This window comes from Yersinia sp. 2553 StPb PI (assembly GCF_052217105.1).
GTDB classification, from domain to species: Bacteria; Pseudomonadota; Gammaproteobacteria; order Enterobacterales; family Enterobacteriaceae; genus Yersinia; species Yersinia enterocolitica_E.
The window spans coordinates 24,511-36,725 of the sequence record NZ_JAZGPX010000002.1; the positions used below are offsets into that span (position 1 = coordinate 24,511).

Genomic DNA, 12,215 nt, shown 5'->3' on the forward strand with positions numbered 1-12,215 from the left:
CTCATCCTCATAGTGCGTTACAGACACACTCGTTTATACCCATAAACGTCGCGTGACTGCGCCTTGTCTGAGAATGAGTTATGCCGATAAGGTATTTTGCTTTTTATATGGGGCTATAGCTCAGCTGGGAGAGCGCCTGCCTTGCACGCAGGAGGTCAGCGGTTCGATCCCGCTTAGCTCCACCATATAAAAAAACTATTTCAAAACGTACTGCGGCCGTAAGGCACAGTGTGTTGTGAAATATTGCTCTTTAACAATCTGGAACAAGCTGAAAATTGAAACATTACAGCTGAAATTTATCTCTCCGTAGATGTACTGAGATAAAAAGTAACCTGTAATAGAGTCTCTCAAATAATCGCAATGCCAATGTGCATTCTGATGAAGAGAGTCGCGTGAGCTAAGTGAAGGCAAGGCGTACGGCACGGAGGAAGCGGAGTGAACTTCATGTTCATGAGTATTCCGAGTACCGCACAACGCTGTATTGACGACGCGCAACCGACTTGAACATAAGAAACACCTTTGGGTTGTGAGGTTAAGCGACTAAGCGTACACGGTGGATGCCTAGGCAGTCAGAGGCGATGAAGGGCGTGCTAATCTGCGAAAAGCGTCGGTAAGCTGATATGAAGCGTTATAACCGACGATACCCGAATGGGGAAACCCAGTGCAATTCGTTGCACTATTGCATGGTGAATACATAGCCATGCAAGGCGAACCGGGGGAACTGAAACATCTAAGTACCCCGAGGAAAAGAAATCAACCGAGATTCCCCCAGTAGCGGCGAGCGAACGGGGAAGAGCCCAGAGTCTGAATCAGTTTGTGTGTTAGTGGAAGCGTCTGGAAAGTCGCACGGTACAGGGTGATAGTCCCGTACACCAAAACACACTTGCTGTGAACTCGATGAGTAGGGCGGGACACGTGACATCCTGTCTGAATATGGGGGGACCATCCTCCAAGGCTAAATACTCCTGACTGACCGATAGTGAACCAGTACCGTGAGGGAAAGGCGAAAAGAACCCCGGCGAGGGGAGTGAAATAGAACCTGAAACCGTGTACGTACAAGCAGTGGGAGCCTACTTTGTTGGGTGACTGCGTACCTTTTGTATAATGGGTCAGCGACTTATATTTTGTAGCAAGGTTAACCGAATAGGGGAGCCGTAGGGAAACCGAGTCTTAACTGGGCGTCTAGTTGCAAGGTATAGACCCGAAACCCGGTGATCTAGCCATGGGCAGGTTGAAGGTTGGGTAACACTAACTGGAGGACCGAACCGACTAATGTTGAAAAATTAGCGGATGACTTGTGGCTGGGGGTGAAAGGCCAATCAAACCGGGAGATAGCTGGTTCTCCCCGAAAGCTATTTAGGTAGCGCCTCGTGAACTCATCTTCGGGGGTAGAGCACTGTTTCGGCTAGGGGGTCATCCCGACTTACCAAACCGATGCAAACTCCGAATACCGAAGAATGTTATCACGGGAGACACACGGCGGGTGCTAACGTCCGTCGTGAAGAGGGAAACAACCCAGACCGCCAGCTAAGGTCCCAAAGTCATGGTTAAGTGGGAAACGATGTGGGAAGGCATAGACAGCCAGGATGTTGGCTTAGAAGCAGCCATCATTTAAAGAAAGCGTAATAGCTCACTGGTCGAGTCGGCCTGCGCGGAAGATGTAACGGGGCTAAACCATGCACCGAAGCTGCGGCAGCGACACTTAGGTGTTGTTGGGTAGGGGAGCGTTCTGTAAGCCGTTGAAGGTGACCTGTGAGGGTTGCTGGAGGTATCAGAAGTGCGAATGCTGACATAAGTAACGATAATGCGGGTGAAAAACCCGCACGCCGGAAGACCAAGGGTTCCTGTCCAACGTTAATCGGGGCAGGGTGAGTCGACCCCTAAGGCGAGGCTGAAAAGCGTAGTCGATGGGAAACAGGTTAATATTCCTGTACTTGGTGTTACTGCGAAGGGGGGACGGAGAAGGCTAGGCTAGCCGGGCGACGGTTGTCCCGGTTTAAGCATGTAGGCGGAGTGACTTGGTAAATCCGGTTGCTTATCAACGCTGAGGTGTGATGACGAGCCACTACGGTGGTGAAGTAGTTGATGCCAAGCTTCCAGGAAAAGCCTCTAAGCATCAGGTAACATTAAATCGTACCCCAAACCGACACAGGTGGTCAGGTAGAGAATACTCAGGCGCTTGAGAGAACTCGGGTGAAGGAACTAGGCAAAATGGTGCCGTAACTTCGGGAGAAGGCACGCTGGCATTAGGTAAAGAGACTTGCTCTCGGCGCCGAAGCCAGTCGCAGATACCAGCTGGCTGCAACTGTTTAATAAAAACACAGCACTGTGCAAACACGAAAGTGGACGTATACGGTGTGACGCCTGCCCGGTGCTGGAAGGTTAATTGATGGGGTCAGCCGCAAGGCGAAGCTCTTGATCGAAGCCCCAGTAAACGGCGGCCGTAACTATAACGGTCCTAAGGTAGCGAAATTCCTTGTCGGGTAAGTTCCGACCTGCACGAATGGCGTAATGATGGCCAGGCTGTCTCCACCCGAGACTCAGTGAAATTGAACTCGCTGTGAAGATGCAGTGTACCCGCGGCAAGACGGAAAGACCCCGTGAACCTTTACTATAGCTTGACACTGAACATTGAGCCTTGATGTGTAGGATAGGTGGGAGGCATCGAAGTGTGGACGCCAGTCTGCATGGAGCCAACCTTGAAATACCACCCTTTAATGTTTGATGTTCTAACTCGGCCCCGTGATCCGGGGTGAGGACAGTGTCTGGTGGGTAGTTTGACTGGGGCGGTCTCCTCCCAAAGAGTAACGGAGGAGCACGAAGGTTAGCTAATCACGGTCGGACATCGTGAGGTTAGTGCAAAGGCATAAGCTAGCTTGACTGCGAGAGTGACGGCTCGAGCAGGTACGAAAGTAGGTCTTAGTGATCCGGTGGTTCTGAATGGAAGGGCCATCGCTCAACGGATAAAAGGTACTCCGGGGATAACAGGCTGATACCGCCCAAGAGTTCATATCGACGGCGGTGTTTGGCACCTCGATGTCGGCTCATCACATCCTGGGGCTGAAGTAGGTCCCAAGGGTATGGCTGTTCGCCATTTAAAGTGGTACGCGAGCTGGGTTTAGAACGTCGTGAGACAGTTCGGTCCCTATCTGCCGTGGGCGTTGGAAGATTGAGAGGGGCTGCTCCTAGTACGAGAGGACCGGAGTGGACGAATCACTGGTGTTCGGGTTGTCATGCCAATGGCATTGCCCGGTAGCTAAATTCGGAAGAGATAACCGCTGAAAGCATCTAAGCGGGAAACTTGCCTCGAGATGAGTCTTCCCTGGGGCTTTAAGCCCCCTGAAGGAACGTTAAAGACTATGACGTTGATAGGCTGGGTGTGTAAGTGCAGCGATGCATTGAGCTAACCAGTACTAATGATCCGTGAGGCTTAACCTTACAACACCAAAGGTGTTTTAGATTTGAGAGATAGAAATTTTCAGCGAAGTTCCGAGATTGGGCTGGCTGGCTGTGTGGAGACATATAGCGGGTTAGTTTAGACAGAATTTGCCTGGCGGCCTTAGCGCGGTGGTACCACCTGATCCCATGCCGAACTCAGAAGTGAAACGCCGTAGCGCCGATGGTAGTGTGGGGTCTCCCCATGCGAGAGTAGGACACTGCCAGGCATCAAACACGAGTTACCAGAGTGACATCTGGTAACTGACAAAATCGCTTAGAGCGGTTTTGCACAGCGCGGAGCGCTGGCCCTGTCAAGGGTAAGTATCGGGAAGATACGCGTAAAAGAATCGGTGGAGCGGTAGTTCAGTTGGTTAGAATACCTGCCTGTCACGCAGGGGGTCGCGGGTTCGAGCCCCGTCCGTTCCGCCACTTATTGCAAAACCCTGGATCTCTGATTCAGGGTTTTTTGCATTGTAATTTTTATATATTGTTGATCTGCTGGATATATTTCTGCGACAAAACCCAACCACAACTCTCTTATTGTCAGTTTGCGACTCCACCATCTGGCTCTCTGTGCTATTTATAATTTTAATTCAATGGGTTATTTACCACACTTTTAACAGAACAGAATGGTTAAGAGCAGCCTGGATACACTATAGGAATAAGGAAATATCGATTCTTGATGGGGTAAGCCCTCAGACAGAGGGCTTAATGTTATGCGGGTTCTTTACGGCAAATTAATAATGTATGCCCAATACCAAGACCATCAATATCTTTCTCAACGTAGAATCCAGCGGTAGATAAGCACTGGTAAAAAGTATCTGAATGATAAAAACGGCTATTACCGTTAGCCATACATGTAAAATAAAGAGATGAGGCATTCAAACTGAATGCACCAGCTTCAAATTGTTGCCTATCCCAAAATATCTCCATGATGCATACGTAACTATCGGGCTTCATTGCATGATGAATAAGCTTAAGAATATGGACGATTCGTTCTTCACTAAAGCAGTCTAGAAACTGACTCATCCACCAAACGTCTGCTTCTGCTGGCAATCGATCAGCTAATAACAGATCCACAGGATATGTACTGATACGGTCGCTATAGCCTTTGCTTTTGACGTTCTCGTTAGCTAAGACTAACTGTTGTGGCAAATCCAGCAATGTTATTTTCACATCAGGGTCATAGGCCGCACACTGTAAAGCCCACTTCCCAGTATTTGCACCAATGTCATATATATGTTTTGGTTCAAGATCAAAAATAGCTTTTAGCGCAAGCTGAAAGGCATTATCGGAATAAAAATGATCAAAGGCGAACCAACTTTCACGTGCGGCAGTCGGCAACTCGCTTAGTGCAGGGTAAATAGTAGGCCATTCACCAAATACGGATAATCCGGCTGGCTTTCCTTTCTCTAGTGCTTCTTTTAGATTGAATAAACCCTGATAACAAACGTCCTGAGTGAAGTCCATATTTACGCGGGTCATTTGATCATGCAATAAGTAGTGACCGACCTTGCCCAGATAAAATCGGTTTTCCTGTTGGTAGAGGATATTACCGCTAAGCCCCATGTCTAGCAGGATGCTGATTGCATATCGGCTTAGTGTGCAATGAGTCTGAAGCTCATCGAGTGTAATACCACCTTTACCTGATTCATCTAATGCAGCTAAAATTCCTGACTCTCTCAGGTTAAGCGCAGCTTGAAATAGCATAGGGGCAAAAGCTATTTTCTGAGCTTCAGTGATTGCCGCCAAAGCACTAATTTGGTCTTTATCATATCCGTAGCGCAAGCTTACGTCCTCGTAATTCAGGTAATAGCTCACCATTTAGCATTATTCAGCTTTAATGGTGAGCATAAAATTAAGATAACTATTTGTTATATAATGTTTTTATATTGACAGGCGATTTAGTTGAATCTGGATATCTTTATTCAAGTTAGCGATCCAGCGATTATATTTTGAGTGTATTTTCCCATTTTTGGCATCCATGTTAGTACTGCCAATATATTTGATTTGGTAATTATTAGCATTGTAATTAATTTGGATTTCAACAGTGTGATCGCGATTTATTAACTTCCCGTTAATCACGCCTTCAGCGCCAGGTATCATTACCCAACCACGGTTTATCCCACCAGCCAGAATCGCTTTTTGTACTTCTGAAGTCGTGTGACTACCAATTATCGTTTGGTTAACGTTTTGGATAGGCGTCGTACCTGCACATCCAACAATAAATGTGATAGATACCAACCCGACCAAGAGTGCTTTTAATAGTTTCATGATGATCCAATTAATTAATGATTTTCATGTTAACCCATGATAGGAGTAACGGAAGAATGCTAAATAGCAGAGATAAAATACTCTGACTTATTCTAATACACAAATATTCTTATGTTTGTTTTGTTTTAAATAAATGTAAAATTTATATTGTTATTTTGCGTCATTTTTTATTTTAAAATTATAATTACTTTTATTGAGTTTTTATCTAAAGAATGTTGAAGCTATGCCGATAAATAAAATATTTTACTTTTTAATTTTTAAAAAAATGCGATGTGAATGGCCGATAATTAAACCAAAAGATAATAGATAAAGTTTTTAAATGCTTTTTACCTAAAAATAGAATAAATTATCTCGCTTTGCTGTCTGGAAGTTCTGATATCGTGGCTCATTCATTGAATGTATTGAACTGGCGTGCTTTGGCTCCTGGTATGGAGTCGCAAGAGCACTGGCTTGCCTGGGCACAGGAGGAGGCACTCTCGGCGATATGGCAAGGGGATTTACCCAAGTCATCGCATATCCCTATGATGTCCGCTAGAAGAATGAGTACAGGCAGCCGACTAGCTGTTGAAGCGGGGCTTTCGTTACTAGAGGAAGACACGGCTGATATGGCGATATTTACCAGTCGCCATGGGGAATTAGAGCGCACTTATAAAATATTGCAATCCCTCCATCAGCAGCAGAATATTTCGCCAACAGATTTTGCTATGTCAGTGCATAATACTGCCTCCGGCTGGTTAACTATCATGGCGAGCAATACCATGCCAGTGACGTCTCTTGCCGCAGGCATAGATAGTTTTCAACAAGGTATAGTCGAAGCTATGGGGATGCTGGCTTGCGGCGCTGAGCGTGTGTTATTGGTCGATTTCGATGGAGTAATGCCTGATTTTTATCATTCTCAGACTTCTCCAATAGGGTTGCCCTATGCCTTGGCATTAGTGTTAACCACCGGCGATGATTTACAGTGTGAACGTATTTCTAAGATTGATGTTAATAATTCTGAATTGCCTCAGGGTCTTAGTTTTTTACGTAATTGGTTGAGCAAAAAGGGTTCTTTCGTTATACAAGGCCAGCATAATAATTGGCACTGGAGTCAGTGATGGACAGTTCTCTTGCAGTACAAACTGCACCCCAACATTCTTCTTTGCTAAATCGGTTATGGCGAGTGGCTGCAACCGGTTTTTGTTTTGCACTTTTTGGCCTAGGTGGGCTGTTATTATCTATTCTATGGTTTACCTCTCTGCGCCTAATTGTTCGCTCTGAAGTAGTGCGTAACCAGATCACTCAGCAAAGTATTCGTTATAGTTTTCAACTGTTCTTGCGTATTGCTAAATTTCTGGGTGTTTTTGATTATCAAATAGAAAATAATGAGCTGTTTTGTGAGGACTCGGGGTGTCTGATTGTTGCTAACCATCCTAGCTTATTAGATTATGTGCTGTTGGCAGCACACATGCCAAGATGTGATTGTATTGTCAAAGAAGCGTTGTTAAATAACATATTTGTTTCCGGTGTGATTAAATCCGCAGGATACTTAGTTAATGCTGAATCAGATAAATTATTAGCACACTGTAAAGCGCGTTTAGGCCGAGGAGGAAGTATCCTTATATTTCCTGAAGGGACCAGGACAACCGCAGGTTGTGCACTGAGTTTGCAACGAGGAGCGGCGAATATCGCGCTACATAGTGGGTGTGATATTCGCGTAGTATATATTGATTGCAACCCACCAATGCTGACGAAAGAACTAAAATGGTATAATATACCGCCGGTAAAACCTCAATTTAATATTATTGTTCAAAATAAAATCAATAGTAATGACTTTATTCAAGATAGCGATTTATCGTTAGCACTTGCTGCACGACGACTTACTAAACATTTAACCTGTGCATTAATGCCTGAATCTAAGAGAAAGAGTTAATGGAATTACTAAGTTGTGAGATTAAACAGCTAATTATTGATGCCCTAAATCTGGAAGGTATGTCGGTGGATGATATTGACTCACAGGCTGCATTATTTGGTGACGGTTTAGGCTTAGATTCAATCGATGCGCTAGAACTGGGATTAGCACTCAAAAACCGATATAGCGTTGTACTCTCTGCTGAGAGTGAAGATATGCGTCAGCACTTTTATTCGGTAGAAACGCTCGCGAAATTTATTTCTCAACAGCGTAACTAACAGGATATTGTCATAATGGAAAAACAAGAAATTTATCAGCAAATTACAGCTCTTCTGGTTAAGTTATTTGAAATTGATGAAGCTGACATCAAACCAGAATCACGGCTTTATGAAGAGTTAGAGCTAGACAGTATTGATGCTGTCGATCTGGTTGTACATTTGCAGAAAGTGACGGGTAAAAAAATAATGCCGGAAATGTTCAAATCCGTTCGAACGGTTCAAGATATTGTCGATGCCGTCGATAATTTATTAAACACCAAGTCGTAAATGGTGAAATCAGGTGACAGCTAATCAGCGTAATTTATTCATTGGTCGCCTGACTGTTTTGCTCAAAATCCTCACCGTTATTGCACTTACAGCCTACCCACTGGCGGTATGGTTTGGTTTATCGCGCTGGGGAATGCAGGTATTAGCGCCAATATTGTTATTAATGTTTACATTGCGCCTCTTTGCCGTGCGCAGCAAAATTAAGCAACAACTTTGGTTAGGTAAAGCGCTGGCGCTTGCTGGCATTATTCTGTCTTTGGCAAGCTGGGGTTTAGGCAAGGCGCAGTGGTTGTTGTTTTATCCTGTCGCGGTAAACATCATTTTACTGGTGCTGTTTTCCTATTCTTTATTTCGCCCCCCACCCATCATTGAAAGATTGGCAAGGCTGTCCGAGCCTGAATTATCTTCCCGAGCGGTGGCTTATACCCGAAAGGTGACACAGGTATGGTGCGGATTTTTTGCAGTAAATGGCACCATTGCTCTGGCAACCTGTTTATACGGCAATATGCATATATGGGCTTTATATAACGGTGGCTTGAGCTATTTACTTATTGGTTCTTTGATGGGTCTGGAATGGATAATCAGGAAAAGGGTTCAACAGCAGTAAATCTACCCATGGCGAATTGGTTGGATCATTCTCGGGATGATGACCAGGTTATCGCCATGTGTGGCGCAAAGACCATAACCTTGAGTCAATTTAGGTGCGATGTTACCTATCTATTTAATAAAATTAATTTTTTACCCAATCAGCGCTGGGCATTATGTTTTGAAAATAGCTATTGGTTTACTGTTGCGCTGCTGGCTACGCTGTATTGCCAAAAAACGCCGGTAATTTTCGGCCATGCACGTGAGGCCGTTCTCAAAGAGCAATTGCATGAGTTTGATGGCCTGCTGACGGATCAATTACTGAATCTTGCCTGTCCAAGCGTTATAGTCGCAAGCCATGCCTCTAGTGAGACTGCCTATCATCCATTACCTGATTGGCCTTCTGCTGCGTCATTAATCCTCTTCACCTCGGGTTCTACGGGGGCTCCAAAAGCAGTCGTTAAATCTGTTGCGAGTTTGGATACCGAAAGCCATTGGCTGGCTGTTCAATGGGGAGGGCGCTTTGATAGAAAGAATAACCCATTAATTGTTGCGTCGGTGTCTCATCAACATTTATACGGGCTGACTTTTCGTATCTTTTTACCCCTCTCGCTGGGTATTCCCTTTCAGGCTGAGTTGATTGGTTATCATGAACAACTTCAGTCACTACCTGAATCTTGCTCACCAATATTTATCAGTAGTCCGGCATTTCTAAAGCGCATGGATACAAAATTGTCGCCGATTTTGTGTCGACAGATATTTTCCGCGGGCGGGCCGCTCAGTTATCAGGATGCGCAATCTACTTTAAATACACTGGGTACATTGCCAACAGAGATTTATGGTGCCACTGAAACCGGTGTTATTGCTTATCGCCACCAATCAGCACCTGAACAAGCATGGCAGTTTTTCTCCGGTGTCAGTTTGGACATCAACAGCGACAATACTTTCACTGTTTACTCTGCCTTGATACCTGAATCAACAGGTATACCAATGAGCGATATTATAGAGCTATCCGATAACCGGCAGCGTTTTTATCTGCTGGGGCGTAAAGATCGAATAGTTAAAATAGAAGAGAAGCGTGTTTCACTCACAGAGATAGAACAGCGCTTAATGTCACTTCCTGAAATTGCAGATGCGACGGTATTGGTCTTAAGCCAAAACGAAAGAGTGAACATTGCTGCTGTTGTGGTATTGACCGACACAGGTAAAGAGCAACTTGCAGCAGAATCATTGAGGTCTTTTACTCAAAGCTTACGCAATACTTTGCGTCACTGGCTTGAGCCGGTCTCTGTTCCTCGTCGTTTACGTGTGATTGATGTTATCCCGCTGAATCCACAAGGGAAGCGTGATTATGCCCGCTTACAGGAGCTATTCTTATGATGTTGCCCGTCGTCGTCAGTCAGCAAATAACAGGTGATCACTTTGCCAGCATCGATCTCTTATTACCTGCTGATTTACTGTGGTTTAGTGGTCATTTCCCCACCTGTTCAATATTGCCCGGCGTCGCACAAATCAATTGGGTTATGCACTACGCCAATCAGTTACTGGGTCAGTTGCCGGTCGTGAGAAGTATCGATGTCGTAAAATTCCAGCGGCCACTGATGCCTGATGATGAAGTCACTCTCGTACTTAATTGGCAACGAACAAATCATAAACTGATGTTTAAGTACCTTGTCCATGGCGAAATAACTGCCAGTAGTGGAAAAATATCTCTATGTCAGTAACCACTTTCGCGCCGTGCGTGGTTATCCCTTGTTTCAATCATGGTGAGACTATGGCGGGTGTTTTATCTCAGTTGGCTATGTATCAATTGCCGTGTCTGATAATTGATGATGGCAGTGATGTTGATACTGCCAATGAGCTAACACGCCTGGCGGCGAAATACCCGTGGGTGGTGCTAATAACACAACCCGAAAATCGGGGGAAAGGGCATGCCGTTCTGAATGGACTGACCGTGGCACAAAAGCAGGGTTACAGCCATGCGCTACAAGTCGATGCTGATGGCCAGCACCAATTATCTGATATTCCAATAATGCTGGGCGAGGCGGAAAAATACCCCCATCATCTAATTTCAGGGCGACCGGTTTACGATGAGTCAGTACCGAAGGCGCGGCTTTATGGCCGCTATATCACCCACTTCTGGGTATGGATCGAAACTTTATCTTTGTCGCTGAAAGACAGTATGTGTGGTTTTCGCGTTTATCCGATTGCCGAAACACAGGCTTTGGCTGCCCGGCACCCATTGGGTGTGCGAATGGATTTTGATACTGAGGTGATGGTGAGATTATATTGGCAGGGAACTGAGAGCCGGTTCTTGCCAACACAGGTCACCTATCCCGCAGAAGGTATTTCACATTTTGATGCGCTGCATGACAACTTACGTATTTCGTGGATGCATACCCGGCTATTTTTTGGCATGTTGCCGCGTATTCCTGCGTTGCTAAAGCGTAATATGCAAAAGCCCGAGCACCATTGGTCCCAGACGAAAGAACGCAATGGTTTGTGGGGGATGCGCTTGATGTTACGCAGTTATAAAATTCTGGGGCGCACAACTTTTAACCTGTTGTTATATCCTGTTATTGGCTATTTTTGGCTTACCGGACATCGTCAGCGCCAGGCATCAAACCATTATTTACAACACCTTACGGCTTTCGCCAAACAGCAAAATCACCCCTTACCGGCATCCTTAAACAGCTTCCGCCATTTCATGCGGTTTGGTGAGTCTATGCTCGATAAACTGGCGAGCTGGCAAGGGGATTTAGTGATGGGTAAAGATGTGGTTTTGGTTGGGCGTGAGCGCTGTGAGGCACAAATCGCCAGCCGTCAGGGGGCGCTAATTCTGGCATCGCATTTAGGTGATATTGAATCTTGTCGCGCTTTGGCTGAGCTATCTGTTGGTGTAAAAGTTAATGCATTGGTCTTTACCCAGCATGCTGCCCGTTTTAATCAGGTCATGCAGGAGATTAACCCACACGCACTGATTAACCTTATCCAGGTAACCTCTATTGGACCTGATACTGCCATTTTATTGCGCCAGAAGCTGGATGAAGGGGAGTGGGTCGCGATTGTTGGTGATAGAACCTCCGTCAGCCCTTATCAACGAGATAACCAACCAAGAGTCATTTGGAGCACCTTCTTAGGCCACCCAGCACCTTTCCCGGTTGGGCCGTTTGCGTTAGCTGCGGCATTGCGCTGCCCGGTGTTTTTGATGTTTGGTTTAAAACTCGGTAGGCAGGGGAAGGAGGCTGCACCATCAGGTGTTATTGATCCCGCATCTGCTGCCCGATTACATGTTTATTTTGAACCTTTCGCCGATCCATTGATATTACCGCGAGCAAATCGTCAGTCGGCATTGCAACAGGCAGTGGAGAGTTACGCCGCCCGCCTGGAGCACTACAGTTTATTAGCGCCGCTCGATTGGTTTAATTTTTATGATTTTTGGCATTTAAACGATGAAAAGCCAAACCAAGGAAATCAGTGAC

At 45.6% G+C, this 12,215-nt stretch carries 10 protein-coding genes, 2 tRNA genes and 2 rRNA genes; 12 read left to right on the forward strand and 2 right to left on the reverse strand.

Annotated elements, in window-relative coordinates; all coding sequences use genetic code 11:
* Positions 1-109: 109 nt before the first annotated feature.
* The 4 genes from V2A84_RS01145 (at position 110) to V2A84_RS01160 (ending at position 3,867) form a co-directional block, all read left to right on the forward strand.
* Positions 110-185: transfer RNA gene (locus tag V2A84_RS01145), tRNA-Ala, on the forward strand.
* 345 nt (positions 186-530) lie between these two features.
* Positions 531-3,438 (forward strand): 23S ribosomal RNA (locus tag V2A84_RS01150).
* A 111-nt stretch (positions 3,439-3,549) separates the two neighbouring features.
* Positions 3,550-3,665: ribosomal RNA gene (rrf, locus tag V2A84_RS01155) — 5S ribosomal RNA — on the forward strand.
* 125 nt (positions 3,666-3,790) lie between these two features.
* Positions 3,791-3,867, forward strand: a tRNA-Asp gene (locus V2A84_RS01160).
* A gap of 285 nt (positions 3,868-4,152) precedes the next feature.
* Here V2A84_RS01160 and V2A84_RS01165 read toward each other — a convergent pair.
* Together V2A84_RS01165 and V2A84_RS01170 are read right to left on the reverse strand one after the other, a co-directional pair.
* Entirely contained in the window at positions 4,153-5,262 is a 1,110-nt protein-coding gene (locus V2A84_RS01165; protein WP_442848513.1) for a methyltransferase, read from the reverse strand.
* 63 nt (positions 5,263-5,325) lie between these two features.
* Positions 5,326-5,712, reverse strand: coding sequence for a hypothetical protein (locus V2A84_RS01170; protein ID WP_083162974.1), 387 nt, complete (start codon positions 5,710-5,712; stop codon positions 5,326-5,328).
* 380 nt (positions 5,713-6,092) lie between these two features.
* On the opposite strand from V2A84_RS01170, the gene V2A84_RS01175 reads away from it, so the two are divergent.
* Genes V2A84_RS01175 through V2A84_RS01210 form a run of 8 tightly spaced genes read left to right on the forward strand, consistent with a single transcriptional unit; the run spans position 6,093 to position 12,214 of the window.
* Positions 6,093-6,809, forward strand: a complete 717-nt coding sequence (locus V2A84_RS01175; RefSeq protein WP_372569528.1) for a beta-ketoacyl synthase chain length factor — start codon at positions 6,093-6,095, stop codon at positions 6,807-6,809.
* A complete protein-coding gene (locus tag V2A84_RS01180; RefSeq protein WP_442848514.1) occupies positions 6,809-7,624 on the forward strand; it encodes a lysophospholipid acyltransferase family protein in 816 nt (271 codons plus the stop codon). The genes V2A84_RS01175 and V2A84_RS01180 overlap by 1 nt, the downstream gene beginning before the upstream one ends.
* The gene (locus tag V2A84_RS01185; RefSeq protein WP_083162977.1) at positions 7,624-7,881 is read left to right on the forward strand and encodes a phosphopantetheine-binding protein; all 258 of its coding nucleotides are present in this window, start codon (positions 7,624-7,626) and stop codon (positions 7,879-7,881) included. The genes V2A84_RS01180 and V2A84_RS01185 overlap by 1 nt, the downstream gene beginning before the upstream one ends.
* Positions 7,882-7,896: 15 nt before the next feature.
* Positions 7,897-8,148: an acyl carrier protein gene (locus V2A84_RS01190; protein ID WP_083162978.1), complete on the forward strand. Its 252-nt coding sequence runs from the start codon at positions 7,897-7,899 to the stop codon at positions 8,146-8,148.
* A gap of 13 nt (positions 8,149-8,161) precedes the next feature.
* Positions 8,162-8,755 (forward strand): hypothetical protein, encoded by a 594-nt coding sequence (locus tag V2A84_RS01195; protein ID WP_083162979.1) that lies wholly within the window; start codon positions 8,162-8,164, stop codon positions 8,753-8,755.
* Positions 8,756-8,763: 8 nt separating this feature from the next.
* Positions 8,764-10,113: an AMP-binding protein gene (locus tag V2A84_RS01200; protein ID WP_193784869.1), complete on the forward strand. Its 1,350-nt coding sequence runs from the start codon at positions 8,764-8,766 to the stop codon at positions 10,111-10,113.
* Positions 10,110-10,457: an ApeI family dehydratase gene (locus tag V2A84_RS01205; protein ID WP_372569527.1), complete on the forward strand. Its 348-nt coding sequence runs from the start codon at positions 10,110-10,112 to the stop codon at positions 10,455-10,457. The genes V2A84_RS01200 and V2A84_RS01205 overlap by 4 nt, the downstream gene beginning before the upstream one ends.
* The gene (locus V2A84_RS01210) at positions 10,448-12,214 is read left to right on the forward strand and encodes a glycosyltransferase family 2 protein (RefSeq protein ID WP_372569526.1); all 1,767 of its coding nucleotides are present in this window, start codon (positions 10,448-10,450) and stop codon (positions 12,212-12,214) included. Before V2A84_RS01205 ends, V2A84_RS01210 begins: the two co-directional genes overlap by 10 nt.
* Position 12,215 lies beyond the last annotated feature (1 nt).

Excerpts from the sequence above, each read along its gene's own strand:
- V2A84_RS01205 (WP_372569527.1), top strand. The coding sequence starts at position 10,110 with ATGATGTTGCCCGTCGTCGTCAGTCAGCAAATAACAGGTGATCACTTT.
- V2A84_RS01200 (WP_193784869.1), top strand. The coding sequence starts at position 8,764 with ATGGCGAATTGGTTGGATCATTCTCGGGATGATGACCAGGTTATCGCC.
- V2A84_RS01170 (WP_083162974.1), bottom strand. The coding sequence starts at position 5,712 with ATGAAACTATTAAAAGCACTCTTGGTCGGGTTGGTATCTATCACATTT.
- V2A84_RS01180 (WP_442848514.1), top strand. The coding sequence starts at position 6,809 with ATGGACAGTTCTCTTGCAGTACAAACTGCACCCCAACATTCTTCTTTG.
- V2A84_RS01165 (WP_442848513.1), bottom strand. The coding sequence starts at position 5,262 with ATGGTGAGCTATTACCTGAATTACGAGGACGTAAGCTTGCGCTACGGA.
- V2A84_RS01185 (WP_083162977.1), top strand. The coding sequence starts at position 7,624 with ATGGAATTACTAAGTTGTGAGATTAAACAGCTAATTATTGATGCCCTA.
- V2A84_RS01190 (WP_083162978.1), top strand. The coding sequence starts at position 7,897 with ATGGAAAAACAAGAAATTTATCAGCAAATTACAGCTCTTCTGGTTAAG.
- V2A84_RS01210 (WP_372569526.1), top strand. The coding sequence starts at position 10,448 with ATGTCAGTAACCACTTTCGCGCCGTGCGTGGTTATCCCTTGTTTCAAT.